This is a genomic window from Roseovarius atlanticus (genome assembly GCF_019802205.1).
GTDB classification, from domain to species: domain Bacteria; phylum Pseudomonadota; class Alphaproteobacteria; order Rhodobacterales; family Rhodobacteraceae; genus Roseovarius; species Roseovarius atlanticus_A.
In genome coordinates this window covers 262,728-277,376 of the sequence record NZ_JAHVHQ010000003.1, presented here as the reverse complement: position 1 = coordinate 277,376, position 14,649 = coordinate 262,728, and the positions used below count along the sequence as shown (strand labels likewise).

At 64.3% G+C, this 14,649-nt stretch carries 18 protein-coding genes; 2 read left to right on the top strand and 16 right to left on the bottom strand.

Going from position 1 to position 14,649, the window contains the following annotated elements; genetic code table 11:
* Nucleotides 1-9: 9 nt before the first annotated feature.
* On the bottom strand, nucleotides 10-738 hold the full coding sequence (locus KUV49_RS07220) for a GntR family transcriptional regulator (RefSeq protein WP_222449360.1): 729 nt from the start codon (nucleotides 736-738) through the stop codon (nucleotides 10-12).
* An 86-nt stretch (nucleotides 739-824) separates the two neighbouring features.
* Here KUV49_RS07220 and KUV49_RS07215 point away from each other — a divergent pair, with 86 nt between their 5' ends.
* Entirely contained in the window at nucleotides 825-1,595 is a 771-nt protein-coding gene (locus KUV49_RS07215) for an amidohydrolase family protein (protein WP_222449359.1), read from the top strand.
* A gap of 50 nt (nucleotides 1,596-1,645) precedes the next feature.
* Here KUV49_RS07215 and KUV49_RS07210 read toward each other — a convergent pair whose 3' ends face one another.
* The 14 genes from KUV49_RS07210 to KUV49_RS07145 all read right to left on the bottom strand — a co-directional run bounded on the left by KUV49_RS07210 (nucleotide 1,646) and on the right by KUV49_RS07145 (nucleotide 13,260).
* Nucleotides 1,646-2,323, bottom strand: a complete 678-nt coding sequence (locus KUV49_RS07210; RefSeq protein WP_222449358.1) for a cysteine hydrolase family protein — start codon at nucleotides 2,321-2,323, stop codon at nucleotides 1,646-1,648.
* A 23-nt stretch (nucleotides 2,324-2,346) separates the two neighbouring features.
* On the bottom strand, nucleotides 2,347-3,354 hold the full coding sequence (locus KUV49_RS07205) for a phosphotransferase enzyme family protein (RefSeq protein ID WP_222449357.1): 1,008 nt from the start codon (nucleotides 3,352-3,354) through the stop codon (nucleotides 2,347-2,349).
* Between the two features lie 33 nt (nucleotides 3,355-3,387).
* Nucleotides 3,388-4,158, bottom strand: coding sequence for a 3-oxoacyl-ACP reductase FabG (gene fabG, locus KUV49_RS07200; protein ID WP_152491595.1), 771 nt, complete (start codon nucleotides 4,156-4,158; stop codon nucleotides 3,388-3,390).
* 36 nt (nucleotides 4,159-4,194) lie between these two features.
* Entirely contained in the window at nucleotides 4,195-5,007 is an 813-nt protein-coding gene (locus KUV49_RS07195) for an ABC transporter permease (protein ID WP_152491594.1), read from the bottom strand.
* Nucleotides 5,007-5,861: an ABC transporter permease gene (locus KUV49_RS07190; protein WP_222449356.1), complete on the bottom strand. Its 855-nt coding sequence runs from the start codon at nucleotides 5,859-5,861 to the stop codon at nucleotides 5,007-5,009. Before KUV49_RS07190 ends, KUV49_RS07195 begins: the two co-directional genes overlap by 1 nt.
* Nucleotides 5,858-6,931 carry an ABC transporter ATP-binding protein gene (locus tag KUV49_RS07185; protein ID WP_222449355.1) on the bottom strand — a complete coding sequence of 358 codons (1,074 nt, stop codon included), beginning with the start codon at nucleotides 6,929-6,931 and terminating at the stop codon, nucleotides 5,858-5,860. Before KUV49_RS07185 ends, KUV49_RS07190 begins: the two co-directional genes overlap by 4 nt.
* Before the next feature lie 70 nt (nucleotides 6,932-7,001).
* On the bottom strand, nucleotides 7,002-8,144 hold the full coding sequence (locus tag KUV49_RS07180; RefSeq protein ID WP_222449354.1) for a PotD/PotF family extracellular solute-binding protein: 1,143 nt from the start codon (nucleotides 8,142-8,144) through the stop codon (nucleotides 7,002-7,004).
* Nucleotides 8,145-8,181: 37 nt separating this feature from the next.
* Complete coding sequence (locus tag KUV49_RS07175; protein WP_152491590.1) at nucleotides 8,182-8,811, bottom strand: microcompartment protein; 630 nt, start codon at nucleotides 8,809-8,811, stop codon at nucleotides 8,182-8,184.
* A gap of 27 nt (nucleotides 8,812-8,838) precedes the next feature.
* A complete protein-coding gene (locus KUV49_RS07170) occupies nucleotides 8,839-9,126 on the bottom strand; it encodes a BMC domain-containing protein (RefSeq protein WP_152491589.1) in 288 nt (95 codons plus the stop codon).
* A gap of 25 nt (nucleotides 9,127-9,151) precedes the next feature.
* The gene (locus KUV49_RS07165; protein WP_152491588.1) at nucleotides 9,152-9,394 is read right to left on the bottom strand and encodes a EutN/CcmL family microcompartment protein; all 243 of its coding nucleotides are present in this window, start codon (nucleotides 9,392-9,394) and stop codon (nucleotides 9,152-9,154) included.
* Complete coding sequence (locus KUV49_RS07160) at nucleotides 9,391-9,831, bottom strand: hypothetical protein (protein ID WP_222449353.1); 441 nt, start codon at nucleotides 9,829-9,831, stop codon at nucleotides 9,391-9,393. Before KUV49_RS07160 ends, KUV49_RS07165 begins: the two co-directional genes overlap by 4 nt.
* Nucleotides 9,831-10,442 carry a BMC domain-containing protein gene (locus KUV49_RS07155; protein ID WP_152491586.1) on the bottom strand — a complete coding sequence of 204 codons (612 nt, stop codon included), beginning with the start codon at nucleotides 10,440-10,442 and terminating at the stop codon, nucleotides 9,831-9,833. The genes KUV49_RS07160 and KUV49_RS07155 overlap by 1 nt, the downstream gene beginning before the upstream one ends.
* Complete coding sequence (locus KUV49_RS07150) at nucleotides 10,439-11,983, bottom strand: aldehyde dehydrogenase family protein (protein WP_222449352.1); 1,545 nt, start codon at nucleotides 11,981-11,983, stop codon at nucleotides 10,439-10,441. Before KUV49_RS07150 ends, KUV49_RS07155 begins: the two co-directional genes overlap by 4 nt.
* Entirely contained in the window at nucleotides 11,980-13,260 is a 1,281-nt protein-coding gene (locus KUV49_RS07145; RefSeq protein ID WP_222449351.1) for an aspartate aminotransferase family protein, read from the bottom strand. Before KUV49_RS07145 ends, KUV49_RS07150 begins: the two co-directional genes overlap by 4 nt.
* Nucleotides 13,261-13,403: 143 nt before the next feature.
* Between KUV49_RS07145 and KUV49_RS07140 the strand changes: the two genes are divergently transcribed.
* Nucleotides 13,404-14,162, top strand: coding sequence for a DeoR/GlpR family DNA-binding transcription regulator (locus KUV49_RS07140; protein ID WP_222449350.1), 759 nt, complete (start codon nucleotides 13,404-13,406; stop codon nucleotides 14,160-14,162).
* 18 nt (nucleotides 14,163-14,180) lie between these two features.
* On the opposite strand, the gene KUV49_RS07135 is transcribed toward KUV49_RS07140, so the two are convergent.
* A complete protein-coding gene (locus KUV49_RS07135; RefSeq protein WP_152491582.1) occupies nucleotides 14,181-14,627 on the bottom strand; it encodes an NUDIX domain-containing protein in 447 nt (148 codons plus the stop codon).
* Nucleotides 14,628-14,649: the final 22 nt, after the last annotated feature.

Sequence of the window (14,649 nt, the reverse complement as noted above, 5' to 3'; positions counted from 1 at the left end):
TGGTACGTCTCAGCCGATACGGCTGCGATAGCGAAATCGGTCGGCCCGCCCGTAGGCGACCCGCCATTCCACGGCTTCGCCGGTCATGGCAAAGGCCGTGCGTTCGATGGTTGCGACAGCAGCGCCCTCGTCCAGCCCGAGACGCTGGGCGACGGCGTGATCTGCGGTGCCAAAGCTGACTTCGTCCTCGGCCCGCGCCACGAAGACGCCGAAACGCTCGAAATAGACCGGGTAGAGCAGCGGACCGATCTCGTCCGCCGGGATCGTCGCGAATCCGGGAAAGCGGGACTGCGGAATGTATATTTCTTCGAACAGCAGCGGCTGCTCGGACAGGCAGCGCAGGCGCTCGATGCGGATGACCTCGGTCGTCCCCAGCGCGGCGGCCACATGTTCGGTTGGCGTCACCAGCGCGCGCGAGATCAGGCGGCTGGTGGGAATGCTCTGTTCCGAGCCGTGTTCGCGCACCTGGAAGAACCGGAACAGCGTCGCATCAAAGGCGGGCTTGCGCAGGAACGTCCCGGCGCCCTGGCGCCGTTCAAGCAGTCCTTCGTCGGAGAGTTGCTGCAAGGCCTTCCGCACGGTGCCGACCGAAAGCGCGTGTTCCGCGGCCAGGCGGTTGTCGGATGGCAGGGCCTCGTCCGGTTTCCACTCGCCCGCGGCAATGCGGCGGGCGATATCGTCGCGCAGACGCAGGTAAGCCGGAAGCCGGTTGTCGCTGACGTTCAAAGCCTGGGCCATGTGTTCTCCTCCGACGCCGGGTATACGCGTGTTGACCACGTCAGTCAACTAGTTCTATATATAAGTGCATAACTTGAGGACTCCCGGTGATAAATTTCGACTGTCACGCCCATGTCTACGAACACATCCGTGCGGTGCCGGGCGCCCGGTATGTCCCGCACGCGCCCGCACCGCTCGACACATGGCTGCGGCTTCAATCCGATCATGGTTTGCGCGGCGGAGTCATCGTGCAGGTCAGCTTTCTGGGAACGGACAACTCCCAGCTTTTGAAGGCCCTGTCGCAGCTCGACCAGGATCGGTTCGCCGGGATTGCATGCCTCGGCATGGACGCGCCCGAATCCGACCTCCGCGACCTCGCGATGGCGGGGGTGCGCGGCGTGCGCTGGAACCTCGTCGCCGGCGCAGCGCTGCCTGATCCCGCGGACAGACAGGTGCGCCGGTTCCTCGACCTTCTTCACGCGCACGGGATGCATGTCGAGGTCCAGCTCGAAAGCGACCGATGGGCAGACTATCTGCCTGCCCTGGCCGACTCGCCCGTCGCCGTCGTCATCGACCACATGGGCCTGCCGATGTCGCAGGACGCGCAGGCCGAGCCCTGGCTCGATGCCCTGGAGGCCTGCCCGAACCGGGAACGCTTTTTCGTCAAGCTGAGCGCGCCCTATCGCGGCACGCGGGACACCCGCGCGCATCTCGACCGGCTGACCGGCCTTCTGCCCGCCGGTCGCTTCGTCTGGGGCAGCGACTGGCCGCACACCCGGTTCGAGCATGCCGCCTCCTACGCCGGAGACCTGCAGGAGGTCGCGGCGCGTTTCGACGACACGCAAGCCGCCCGTTCCCTCTACGGCCTTCGGGTCTGACGCGCGGCAGGGGCCCCGCCCCCGCAGCCCCCGGCCAACATCCGCGCGCGTCAGCCGCGGGTGACGAACCCGTCCAGGTCGCTCATCCCCACGACGTGGCAGTAGATCATGTTGATGATCTTCAGTTCCTCTTCGTGCAAGGCATCGGTGGCCGCCGCGCAGGCATCATGAACGACCAGCACCTCGAAGCTCTCGTCGGCCAGCGAGCGGACCGTCGAGCTGACGCATTGATCGGTGAAAATGCCTGACACGATCACGTGGCGGATGCCGATATTGTGCAGCATCAACCGCAAGTTGGTCCCGGTGAGCGCGCTGTCGGTGGTCTTGGTGACCACGATCTCGTCGCCTTTCGGCGCGAGCGCATCGACGATCTGGCTGTCTTCGCGCCCCTTGGGCAACAGCAGATAGTTGAACCCCGGTTTCTTCTGGCTGAGCGAGCGGTCGCGGCCGTCTTCCGTCTGGCAGGCGATCCGGGCGAACATCACTTCGATCCCTTCCGCACGCGCCCATTCGATCAGCCGCGCGTTGTTCGGAATGACGATATCGTTCATCCGGTCGAAAAACGGCTGCCAGCGTCGGGCCTCGGTGTCGTCGTCCGGAGCTTCGAGATAGGTGTTCTGGATGTCGATCACCAGCAGCGCTGTGCTGGCCGGATCGAGCACGATGTCCTCGGGCTCTTCGGCGGTCTCGTAGTAAAAGCTGCGAAACGCGGTTTTCCAGTTGCTCATTCGGCCCCTCTTGCCAGCGGGGGCTAGGCCCCGATCCTGTCCATGTAGGCCTGGCCCAGCCGCGCCGTCGTGGCCGCAAAACCCGGCGCCAGTTCCTGCGGCTCGGGCGCCTCGATATGGCTGCCGATCCAGGCCAGCAGCGCCATGCGCCGCAACATCACGAACGTGTCGATCTCGGCCTCTTCCTCGTCGCTCATCTCGCGGACGGAGCGATAGCCGCGCACCCAGGCGTCGCGCATGGCAGGAATGCGCGGGTCGTCTTCGATAAAGCTGATGGCGGCGGCGAAATCGTAAAGGAACCACCCCCAGCCGCAATCGTCGAAATCGATCAGGCGGGTGCCGTTGGCGTCCACCAGCAGGTTGGCCAGGCGCATGTCGGCGTGGATCAGGTTGAAGCGGTCGGGCGCCTTGCCGAACGCATCGAGCCGGTCGCGGATCGTCTGCTCCACCTTTTCCAGCACCTGCGCGACCTCCGGCGTGACCTCCGGCGCGTCGCGCCAGTCGCCCCAGGTCGCCTCGGGGCCGAACATCGCGTCGGCATCCCATGTCAGGCGCTCGAAGTCCTGCGGCTTGTCCCATCCCAGCACGTGGTCGTGACAGCGCGCGGCAATGGTGCCCAACTCCTCGAACCCGTCTGTCATGTCGCCGCTTTCATCGGGCTCCGAGCCTTCGACGAAATGGAACAGGACCATGTAGCGGGCATCGGGCAGGCCGTCGACCTTGCCGCGCTGGATCGGGTCGCCGTTCTTGCCGGTATAATAGCCGGGCGTGGTGACCACCCCGTCGCGGTCGAGCGCTTCGAGCCAGCCAAGCTCGCACTCGATGGCGCGGTGCGAATGATAGTTCTCGCGGTGGATGCGCAGGACGGACCTGTAGCCGTCCGGCGCCTCCACCAGGTAGGTCGCGTTTTCCGATACGTTGATCAGCCGCGCCTTGGCCCCGTCGGGAACGTCCCACAGCGAGAGCGACTGCTGCGCGAGCCGGTCAAGATGGCGCAGCAATTCTTCCAGTGGCATATCGGATCCGGACATCGCGATCTCCCTTTCTGTCCTCTCTTTCGGTCGTCAGATCTCTTCCATCGCCTCGAGGGATTCGGGCAGGATCTGGCCACCGTCGATAACGATTTGCTGGCCGGTGATGTAGCCCGCTTCGTCCGACGCGAAAAAGAGCGCGGCATTGCCGATATCCTCGACATCCCCCAGGCGCTTGAGCGGGATCGACGCGGCCATGGTGTCGAGATAGTCTTGGCCGAGATCCTGCAGACCTTCGGTATAGATATTGCCCGGCATCACGGCATTGATCGTGGTGTTGTAGCGCGACAATTCCATCGCCGCCGTCTTGATGAAACCGAGTTGACCGGATTTCGAGGCGCCGTAATGCGCCCAGCCCGGAAAGCCCGTATGCGGTCCGGTGATGGACGAGGTGATCACGACGCGGCCCTTGCCCGCCTTCTCGAAATGCGGAATCGCCGCTTTGACACAGAGAAAGGACGACCGCAGGTTCGTGGCCATGACCTGGTCCCATTCGGCGGGGTCCATGTCGATCATCTTGGTCTGCGGGAATGCACCGGCATTGGCGCACAGCACATGCAACCCGCCCTGCGCCTCGGCGGTGCTGTCCACCATGGCCTTGACCGAGTCCCAGTCGGCCACGTCGCACACTTCGTAGCGGACATCGCCCTCTATCTCGCTTGCGGCCTTTTTCAGGTCATCCTCGTTGCGGGCGGCGATCGTCAGCTTTGCGCCTTGCCGCGCAAAGACCGTGGCGATCCCGCGGCCGATGCCCTTGGACCCGCCTGTGACGATGACGCTTTTGCCTTTGAGTGACGTAAGCATGGAATTTCCTCCGTGTTGGTGTGGTCTTTTGTTGGTTCAGTCCTGGGCCGTTCTGGCCTCTTTGTTTGCCCGCATCAGCCAGACCACCGCGAAGGCGAACAGGATCAGCAGGAACGATCCGACCACGGACATGATGCCAAGCGTGGGCACGAGCGGCGAATAGCCCGACACCATCTTCGCATAGAGCCATTCGGGAAGGGTCGAATCCGCGCCGGTGGTGAACAGCGACAGGGGAAAGTTGCCCCAGCTGAGAAGGAAGGCGAACAGACCCGCCGACACCAGTCCGGGCATCAGCAGCGGCAACGTGATCTCGCGCAGGACGGTGAAGGTCCCCGCCCCCATGTCGCGCGCCGCTTCCTCCAGCGCCGGGTCGAAGCTGTAGGCACGGATGGCGACGATCAGCGTGGCGATCGGCGTGATCCAGACCAGGTGGGCCACGACGGCCGTCTTCCAGGTGGGAATGATGCCAAGCGAGTTGAACCACATCAACAGCGCCAGGCCCAGCACGGTCTGCGGAAAGAAGATCGGCAACAGGATCAGTTTCTGAAACGCGTTACGGAAGCGCCACTGATACCGGGCAAAGGCCAGCGCGCCGAAGAACGCGAAGACCAGCGACACGATGGTGACCACGACCGCGACCGATAGCGAGGTCAGCAGCAACTCGCTGACCGTGCTGCTTTCCAGTGCTTCGCCGTACCACTTGGTCGAGTAGCGCCGGATCGGAAAGGTGAGATACCGCGCCTGCGACACGGAGGCGAAGCCCACCGACACCAGCGGCAGGTACAGGAACGCGATCATCGCGATCCCGTAGATGAACAGGACGGTCCGGGTCAGACGACTGGCGTTCATCAGCGTTTCCTTCCCATGATGGCGTCAAGATCGACCTTGGAGACACCGAACAGCGCAAGCGTGCCGATAATCACGATCAGCACCATCGACAGGGCAGAGCCCAGCGGCCAGTTCTGGCCGAAGGTGAATGCGGTTTCGATGTCGTCGGCGATGGCGATGACGGCCTGCCCGCCAAGGATCTTGGATTCGGCCAGCGCACCCGCCGCCAGCACGAAGCTGAGCAGCGAGCCCACGACGATGCCGGGCGCGGCCAGCGGGATCTCGATCTGCCACAGGACCTGCCAGCGCGACGCGCCAAGGTCATAGGCGGCCTGGCGGGTGTCGTCGGGCACCATCGCAATGCCCTGCGCCAGCGGGAACAGCATGAACGGCAGGTAGACATAGACAAGACCGAAGACGATGATCGGCACGCCGTAAAGCGGGCTGTCGAACCCGACGCCGGTGAAGGCACGGAAATGTCCTTCGATCAGGCCGCCTTTCATCAGGGTCAGGACCCAGCCGAAAAGCCGGATATTCTCCGACACGAACAGGCTCATGACGATGGCGATGGTCAAGACCAGCGTGAACCGCTTGAAGATCTTGGCCATGGCATAGGCCAGCGGCCAGCAGACGACCAGCAGGATCGCGGTGGAGGCCAGCGCCATTCCCAGCGACCACAGGAGCGACTTGTAATAGCCCTGCTGCACGAACACCGCATAGGCCGAAAAGTCCGGCGTATTGGCAAGCGAAAAGACCTTGGCCGGCATGATCGAGAACAGCGCCACCACAAGCAGCGGCGCAAGGAACGCCAGCCCCAGCAGCACCACCACCGGCAGGGCCGAGAAAAGGCCGAGTTTTTGATCGAGGGTCTTCATGGGGCCTCGTCGATGAAATGCGTGTTTTCGACATTGAAACCGACGGTCAGCGTCTCGCCCTCGGACACGCTGCGCCGGTCCTCGCGAAGCTTTTCGACCGTGACCATGCCGGTCGGGGTCTCGATTTCGTACTGGATGCGCGACCCAAGCGCGTATTCCCCGTGCAGCGGGCCGGACAGGGTAAAGTCGAAGGCGTCGGCGGAATCCGCAAAGCCCACATACTCGGGGCGCACCATGAGCAGGCCACGTGCCCCCTGCCCCGTCGGCTTCAGCTTCACTCCGGACCGGCTCGACAGAACATCGCTCGACACCGCCCCATCGGCGGCAACCGTCACGTCGAACAGGTTCACTTCGCCCATGAACTCGGCCACGAACCGGCTGACCGGCGCGCCGTAGATCTCGTCGGCCACCGAGATCTGTTCGATCCTGCCCTGTTTCATGATGGCGATCCGGTCCGACATCACCATCGCCTCCTCGAGGGAGTGGGTGATGTAGACGAAGGTCTTGCCGGTGCGGGCGTGCAGATCCTTCAGCTCTTTTTCCAGCGTCTTGCGCAGGCGATAATCGAGCGCCGAAAGCGGTTCGTCGAAAAACAGGATCTCGGGGTCGAAAGCCAGTGCGCGCGCCAGGGCGACGCGTTGCTTCTCACCGCCCGAGCATTGCGAGACGCGCTTGTCGTAATAGCTTTGCGGCAGGCGCAGAAGGTCGAGCAGTTCCAGCGCCCTGGCCTTGCGGCGGTCCGGGGCTTCCTTGCGCAGCTTCAGCGGAAACTCGATGTTCTGGCCGACCGTCATGTGCGGAAACAGCGCCAGCGACTGGAACACCATGCAGGTCGGACGCTTGTTCGCGGGGGTGTCGTCAATGCGTTTGTCACGCAACCGGATCTCGCCATCGGTCAGGTCGTCCATGCCCACGAGCAGGCGGATGAGCGTCGATTTCCCGCTGCCGGAGGGGCCGACGATCGTGAAGAACTCGCCCTCTTTGATGTCGAGATCGATCCGGTCGAGTGCGGTGAAGTTTCCGAAGGACTTCACGACGCCGCGCAGGCTCAGAAAAGGCGAGGAATTCATGCTCTACCCTTGAAAATAGGAAAATCAGAAGAGACGGTCCCGGCGCCCCAGGCACCGGGACCGAACGCGCCTACGAGCGGCGCTCTTGGGTGTAGATGTCGATCAACGTGTCGTAGGAGGCCACGACCTGGTAGTCGAGCGAGCGTGACATCTCCTCCTCGAGCGAATCCATCTGGATCGCGTCCAGTTCGTCCGCGTCGAACAGCGCCATGACGGCCTCGTCGCCCATCTGGCTGACCGGGTTGTACGTCCCCTCGGTAAAGGCCACGGCCTTGGAGATTTCCGGCGTCTGCACGAATTCGAGGAAGTCCTGCGCCAGGTCGCTCGGGTCCGGGTTGTTGACCAGCGAGGTCAACTCGATCCAGACCACGCCGCCCTTGCCGTCGACCGGCCCGGACAGGGGCGTGATCGCGCGGACATTGGTGGCGCCGTCATAGCGCGCGGGCGATGCGGTATAGGTCCCGCCGGTGAAATAGGCGTCGATCTCGCCGTTGATCAGGGCGGTGTTCATCGCCACCAGATCGTCCGTCATCAGCTTGGCGCCGCCAAAGATCGTCCGGGCGGTTTCGCGGAACTTCTCGACATTGTCGCCCTCGACAGGCTCGAACGGGTTCAGCCCGGCGGTCAGGCACATGTGCATGACGTTCCAGTTGTCATAGGTCAGCACGCCGTAACGGTCCTTCATCGCCGGATCGAGGAAGAGGTTCCAGCCCTGCTCCTCGGCCGTTTCGCGGCTGATCTTGTCGGTGTTCACCACAAAGCTGAACGGACCGTAGCGCTGCGGCATCCCGATAAGCTCCCCGTCATCCGCGAAGGACAGCTCGTAGGGCGGGTTCTTGAAGGACGGCAGCATCTTGTCGAAATACGGCAGGAAGCGATCCTTATCGAGCGGCTTGATCAGCTTCTCCGGGTACAGCCTGTCGCGCGCCCAGGGCTGGTTTACGTTGATCAGGTCCCAGACCGAGGTTTCCCCGGCGCGAAGCTTGTTGATCATGTCGGGGTCTGAGGTGCCGCTTTCGGCACGCACCGTCGCGTCGGGATGCGCGTCGCGGAACGGTCCAAGCACCTCGTCCGAGTTGTAGCCTTCCCAGCAAAGGATGTTCATCCGGTCGCTGCGCGCCGCGAAAGCGGGGCTGAGCGGACCTGCGGCGGCCAAGCCGGCCAATGCGGCAGAACGGCCGACGAACTGTCTTCTCGAAATTCCCTTTTTCATTTTTTTCTCTCCTGTTGGTTGGTTTATTGCGCCCCGTTCAAGCGGAGCGGCCTTTGATTTCGTTCAGTGTCTCGGTGATCCGGTCCCTTGCGACCTTCATGTCCTCCAGGCTGCCGGACATGAAGACCCGCCCCGTCGCGCCCATCATCTGAACGTCGTTGATCACCGCCTCCGGCGCGGCCTTCTCGGCCTCGTTGGCGGCCACGCAGGCAAAAAGCGCCGGTGTCATCTCGTAGATCAGCAGCGCCACGCCGGGCACGAGAATGGACCCGTCACGCGATCGGTTCAAGATGATGGCGTGCTGATCCGACAGGTCCTCGATGATGTCGTGGTACAGCACCTTCGGCGCCAGCTGATCCGTATGCTTGGCGCCGATCCCCTTCAGGATCGCCCGCCCCGCGGCGTCGAGATCCTTCATGTCGTCGGCATGCAGCTCCAGAAGCCCGAACTGGCGTTCGGTAAACAGGATGCCCGGCTCCATGTCCGGGGCCTCCTTCAGCGCCAAGTCCGCGATGCGGTGGATGCTGAGCGCGGGCGCGACCTCGATGATCAGCGAGTTCTGCCCGCGGAACGGCGGATAGGCGCGCGCCCGCAGGGGCGAGGACAGATAGGCCGCGAACTGCGGCTGCAGATCCTTGATCGGCAGATATACGCGAAGTTCCGTCATGATCCTGTCCTGTCCCCCTGCCCGGGCTTACTTGGAAACGGCCGCGGCCGAAAAATGCTTGCCAAGATCGGCATGCGGACGCGGGATGACATGCACCGCGGTCACTTCGCCGACCTGGCTGGCCGCCTCTGCGCCCGCCTCGGTGGCGGCCTTGACCGCGCCGACGTCGCCCTTGACGACGACCGAGACGAGCCCGCCGCCGACTTCGTTGCGCGCGACGATCTCCACGTTCGCGGCCTTGACCATGGCGTCCGCCGCGGAAAGCGCGGGGACGTATCCCTTGGTTTCGATCATTCCGATTGCTAAGTTAGCCATGAGTATCTTCCTTCATGTTTGACTGTTATTTCTTGTCGTCGATGGAGCCGATGATCAGGGCGTCCACGGGCACCGTGTCGCCTTGAAAGTAACTGGCGGCGACAGACCCTTGCGTCACCAGGACGGTCTCGCCGGTATCGCATCCAAGCGGGTCGAAGGCGATGAGCTTGCCGCCGCCGTCCGTTTCCACCTCCAGCAGCGCGCCGCGTGGCAGCGACGTCACGCGACGGGTCGACCAGACCTTTCCGATCACACGCGCTTGTATCATGTCTTATCCCTTTCGATCCGGATGCCGCGACGCCGCGCCTCGTCGCGCGCAAGCGGCGTCAGCCGGCTTGATGGCGCGATCCGCAGGCTGCGGGCGGACGCGGAGAGCGCATTGATGTCGCGCTCTGTGATCAGCGACTTGTCCAGCCGGTCCGGCGCGGAGCGTCGGGGCCCGGTGACGATCGGCGGCGCGGCAGCGGCCGGCGCGGCCGAGGGCATCGGGGTGGCCAGGTCGAACACCAGTTCGCCCCGCGCCACGCGATCGGCAAAGCCCGGCTCGGCGGCCCGCTGCACCAGTTCCTGGGCAAAGCGGGTCAGGTCGGCGCCGGAGGCTATGCGCACCTGTTCGCGCGCGGGCGCCATGCCGCCCGCCTCGTTGCGCAGCGCGGCAATCTCCTCGCGCAGGATCGCGCGGATCTCGTCCCTCAGGGCTGACATCACGACGCTCCTGCATCACGCAATGCGCCTTCTGCCGCATTTCTCGCATTCCGGACATCGGCCTCTGTCCCGGCCATGTAAAGCCGCCCGTTCGCCCCGATCATCCGCATGTCGATCAGCTTCACGTCCGCTTCCTTTTCCGCCTCGTTGCAGGCAAGGATCGCATAGGCGGCGGACTGGCATTCCAGCAGGTAGATGCTGTCGCCGCCGAGCACCATCGACCCCAGCTTGTTGCGGTTCATCAGAAACGCGTGCTGGTCGTCCACGTTCGTGACCAGCTTCGAGGCAAGGATCTTGGGCGGCGCCACGTCGTCGGCGGTCTTGCCAAGCGCCTCGAGAATGGCCGCGGCCCCGGAATGCACCTCGGCGGTGGAGCGCGAGTGGAATTGCAGCGTGCCGAACTGGCGTTCGACCACCAGGAGGCCGGCGTGGACATCGGCGCTTTTCAGCACCGTATCGGTCAGCGCCTCGACATCCAGCCCGGGCGCGATTTCGACGATCTGCGCCGCCATCCGAAGACGCGGCAGCGTGCCCCGCATCCAGGTCGAGATATAGGCCAGCGTCTGGGGCTGAAGCTGATCGATGAAGATCGACGCACGAAGATCGGTCATGCGTCACCCCCTTTCAGGCTGCGCAGTTCTTCCAGGATAAGCCGGCGCAAATCGTCGCGGCTGACGTCGCCCGACCCCTGAGGGTCCGCGGGCTCCGGTGAGGCGGCGGGGGCCGCAGGCATCGCGCGTCCCGACGAGACCGCATCGAGGTCTACGCCGCCAAGGTCCGCAGGCGCGTCCTTGCCGTAGGCGATGCGCGTCCACTGGACCAGGTGCTGGGGCCCGAGGTTCTCGCCGATCGAGGAGCGCCCGGCAAAGCCGGTCCCGATGGTAAAGGACGGCGGCAGATGCGTGGCGAATCCCGCCGCGCCTTGCGAACACGGCGCGTTGACCACCACGCGGTAGACCGGCACGCCCTGCGAGAAGGCCACCAGCCGGTCGGTGTCCTCGCCGTGGAACGCGGCCGAATGCCCCGCCCCGCGCCGGGTCGTGTGCTTGGCGAATGTCAGGGCCTGTTCGAAATCCCCCGCGGCGGTCAGCGTCAGCACCGGACACAGCTTTTCGCGGAAAAGCAGGTCGTCCTGGCCCGGCGTTTCCACCACCGGCACGAGGATCTTCGTCGACGGATTCACGCGCAGGCCCGCGCGCTCGGCGATCCAGGTGGCGCTCTTGCCGATGGCCTCCAGGTTGAAGCCCGTCTCGGTGAACAGGTAGTCGCGCAGCCGGTCGGTGTCGGCGGCGTTGCACACATGCGCCCCGGCGGAGCGCAGCGCGCGTTCCATGTTGCCCCGGTTGCTGCCCAGCGTGATCGCGACGCTTTCGTTGGTGCAAAGCACCGAATTGTCGAACGCCTTGCTCTCGACCAGGCAGCGCGCGGCGGCATCCACCCTGGCGGTCGGGTCGATATAGGCCACGGCATTGCCCGGCCCCACCCCGAGCGCGGGATTGCCCGAGGAATAGGCGGCCCGCACCATCGCGGTGCCGCCGGTGGCAAGGATGACGTTGATCCGGTCGGACGCCATGATGTCCTGCACCAGCGGCACCGACGGATTTTCGACGCACTGGATCAGACCGGCGGGGGCGCCCGCGGCCTCGGCCGCCTGCGCGATATGCTGGGCCGCGGCCGCCGAAACCGACCTGGAAGCCGGATGCGGGCTGAGCACGATGGCGTTGCGGCTCAGGATCGCCAGCATCGCCTTGTAATAGACCGTCGCGACCGGGTTGGTCGCAGGCGCCAGGGCAAAGACCACGCCAGCGGGTTTCGGCAATTCGATGATCTTGCGCGCCTCGTCGACGCGGGGCCTCACCAGGTCGAGGTCGCGGTAGTAGTCCAGCAGCTCATGGGTGCAAAGACGGTTCTTAATCGTCTTGTGCTCCACCACGCCAAAGCCGGTTTCGGCCACCGCCTCCTCGGCGAACTGCGCCGCTTTCTCGTATCCTGCCTTGGCCACGGCCTCGGCGATGGCCAGCACCGCATCACGGCTGAAATCCTTGTAGTAGCGCGCCGCCCATGCCGCGCGGCCCACCTTCATCCGGGCGCGCGACAGTTCCCTGTCCGGGACCGAAAGACGCGGCGCGTCCAGTGTAGCCTGCTCGCTCATGCTGCCCGCCTCATGGTTTTCAGAAGTTCCCGTGCGCGCGGCATGGCCGCATCGAACCTGTCCAGGATCTCCTGGCAGGTGTCGACGTCCAGCACGACGCCCGGCTTGAACTGCAGCACGCGCTTGTCGAGCGACGAGAAGATCGCCCAGACCCCGTTTTCATACAGTGCACGCGACACCGCGACAGCGCCTTCCGGGTGGTCGAATTCCAACCCCAGAACGACGCCCCGCTGGCGCACGCCCACGAAGATGTCGCTGTGGCGCGCCATCATCTCTTCCATGCCGCGGGCAAAGAACTCCGCCACGAAATGCACGTTCGAGACAACCTCGGGACGTTGCAGCATCTCGATCACGTGATGCCCCACAAGACAACCCAGCTCAGAGCCGCCGGCGGTGCTGATATGGGCCGCACCGTCCTCGACCAGCCACTGGCCGCATTCCTCCGTGGCAAGGCAGGCACTGATCGGGTAGATGCCGCCGCCCAGCCCCTTGCCGCAGACGAACATGTCGGGCGTCAGGCCGTATCCCTGCCAGCCCCACATCGTGCCGGTCCGCATCAGGCCGGTCTGCACCTCGTCGGCGATGAACTTGGTGCCGTATTTACGGCACAGATCCTGGCAGGCCTTGAGATAACCGTCCTCGGGCATGGGAAACCCGTATGTCGCCGGGATGGTCTCGATGATGAAACCGGCCACGTCACGGTTCTTCAACACCTGTTCCAGCGCATCGACGTCGTTGAAGGGCACCTGGATGAACTCGTCAGGCTTTTCCGACAGGAAGATCTTGGAAAAGCGTTCGTCCCCGGCCGCGACCGACAGGCCGGAATGGCCGTGATATCCCTTGATGATCGACACGATCTTGCGCCGCTTGGTGGCGTAACGCGATGTTTTCAGGGCGATTTCCACGGCCTCGGCCCCGCCTGCCCCAAAGATCGCGTACTTGGTGTGCGGCGCCGTCGCGACCAGCTTCTCGGCAAAGGCGGCGCGGGCAACGGACGGAAACCAGTGATTGCCCATGTCGAAATAATCGAGCCCGGACTTGAGCACCTCGACCAGTTCGGGATGACGGTGCCCGAAATTGTAGGTCCCGCCATTCAGGTGAAGGTCGATCAGCCGCTTGCCCGACATGTCGTAAAGGAAATATCCCTCGCGGCGGTCGATCACCATCGGCGTGCCGGCTTCCTTCCAGAAGCTGACCTTGCCCGGATTCCAGTATTCCGCCGCCTTCTTCAGAAGGTCGTCCTTCGAGTCGAAGGAAAAGTATCCGTAGTTGAACACGCGATTCCCCTTTGCAGTTGGTCACCACGTTAGCATCTAATTTTTGACTAACAACATTTTTTGACCGAAGTCGGTCATTTTTGTTTCGATTCTTTGTGGCAATTGCGTATATTCATGCTTGAGAGGCAGCCAACGGGCCTGAAATGTCTAAGAAAACACTGCGGCACGACCAGATTTTAAGCATCCTGGAAGTCAGCCCCTCCATACGCGTGGCCGAGATGGCGGAAGAACTCGGTGTCTCCAGCGAGACGGTGCGGCGCGACCTGACCGAGCTTGACGAGTCCGGGCGGATCAAGCGCACCTATGGCGGAGCCGTCAGGACCCGGTCGTTCGAGCCTGCGCTGGCCGAGCGGTTGCAACTGCACACGCGCGCCCGCGAACAGATTGCCCGGCTGGCGGTCGAAAGCATCGGCGACGCCGGCAGCCTTTTCATCGGCGGCGGCGCCACGACAATGCACTTCGCGCGCGCGCTGCGCGGGATCGACCGGCAGCTGACCGTCCTGACCCCCGCCTTCAGCATCGCGACCGAATTATCGGTCAATCCTCTGATCCAGGTCCTGTCGCTCCCCGGTATCGTCGAGCCGCGCGAGGGCCTGGTCTACGGCTCCCAGACCACCGAATGCATCAAGCAGTTCCGAGCGCCGATCGCCATCACCGGCGCGTCCGGCATCGACGAGAACGGCGTCAGCGAGGCCCTGCTGCACGCCGGTCAGGTCTATGCCGCGATGATCGAGGCCTCCGACGAGGCCTTCATCCTCGCCGATGCGTCGAAATTCGGAAACCGCTCCCTGCAGCAGATCATCGACTGGAATCCCCGCCTGACCCTGATCACGGACGAGCGTCCTCCCCCCAACCTGTGGGACGCGATCCGCAAGGCCGACGCGCAAATCATCGCGGGGTGAGGGATGAAGGGGTGCGCATCAGGACCGAGCCAGCAGGACGTCACGGACAAAGGCCCGATCACCGGCATTCGTCAGGCGGCGGGCGGCCTCGGCGGGCGTGACCCAGACGACGCTGTGCTCGGGATGATACGGGTCCGACAGGCGGCGCACCGGCCGGGCAATGTAGATGCTGCACAGCTTTTCGGCCCACATGTCGTATTCCGGCAGGTACCCGTACTGGCGGTACCGCCCCAGAAGGCGCGGCGCGCCGACGCGCCAGCCGGTTTCCTCCAGCACCTCGCGCGCCAGGGCCCGCAGCGGCGCCTCGCCCCGATCCACGCCGCCACCGGGCAGTTGCAGCTCCGGAACCGGGGCACTCTGAAAGGTCAACAGAACGCGCCCGCCGCGCGGCAAGAGCGCATAGACGCCCGGCCGCCTGTCATAGCGGCGCGTCGAATGGGGGCGCGGGCCGTGGATCGGTATCATGCCTTCATCCTGCCAGGGGTCG

Coding starts and splice junctions, on each gene's coding strand:
- KUV49_RS07185 (WP_222449355.1), bottom strand. CDS start 6,931: ATGAATTCCTCGCCTTTTCTGAGCCTGCGCGGCGTCGTGAAGTCCTTC.
- KUV49_RS07160 (WP_222449353.1), bottom strand. CDS start 9,831: ATGTCAGCCCTGAGGGACGAGATCCGCGCGATCCTGCGCGAGGAGATT.
- KUV49_RS07150 (WP_222449352.1), bottom strand. CDS start 11,983: ATGAGCGAGCAGGCTACACTGGACGCGCCGCGTCTTTCGGTCCCGGAC.
- KUV49_RS07135 (WP_152491582.1), bottom strand. CDS start 14,627: ATGATACCGATCCACGGCCCGCGCCCCCATTCGACGCGCCGCTATGAC.
- KUV49_RS07175 (WP_152491590.1), bottom strand. CDS start 8,811: ATGACGGAACTTCGCGTATATCTGCCGATCAAGGATCTGCAGCCGCAG.
- KUV49_RS07155 (WP_152491586.1), bottom strand. CDS start 10,442: ATGACCGATCTTCGTGCGTCGATCTTCATCGATCAGCTTCAGCCCCAG.
- KUV49_RS07205 (WP_222449357.1), bottom strand. CDS start 3,354: ATGTCCGGATCCGATATGCCACTGGAAGAATTGCTGCGCCATCTTGAC.
- KUV49_RS07140 (WP_222449350.1), top strand. CDS start 13,404: ATGTCTAAGAAAACACTGCGGCACGACCAGATTTTAAGCATCCTGGAA.
- KUV49_RS07170 (WP_152491589.1), bottom strand. CDS start 9,126: ATGGCTAACTTAGCAATCGGAATGATCGAAACCAAGGGATACGTCCCC.
- KUV49_RS07180 (WP_222449354.1), bottom strand. CDS start 8,144: ATGAAAAAGGGAATTTCGAGAAGACAGTTCGTCGGCCGTTCTGCCGCA.
- KUV49_RS07210 (WP_222449358.1), bottom strand. CDS start 2,323: ATGAGCAACTGGAAAACCGCGTTTCGCAGCTTTTACTACGAGACCGCC.
- KUV49_RS07190 (WP_222449356.1), bottom strand. CDS start 5,861: ATGAAGACCCTCGATCAAAAACTCGGCCTTTTCTCGGCCCTGCCGGTG.
- KUV49_RS07220 (WP_222449360.1), bottom strand. CDS start 738: ATGGCCCAGGCTTTGAACGTCAGCGACAACCGGCTTCCGGCTTACCTG.
- KUV49_RS07165 (WP_152491588.1), bottom strand. CDS start 9,394: ATGATACAAGCGCGTGTGATCGGAAAGGTCTGGTCGACCCGTCGCGTG.
- fabG (WP_152491595.1), bottom strand. CDS start 4,158: ATGCTTACGTCACTCAAAGGCAAAAGCGTCATCGTCACAGGCGGGTCC.
- KUV49_RS07195 (WP_152491594.1), bottom strand. CDS start 5,007: ATGAACGCCAGTCGTCTGACCCGGACCGTCCTGTTCATCTACGGGATC.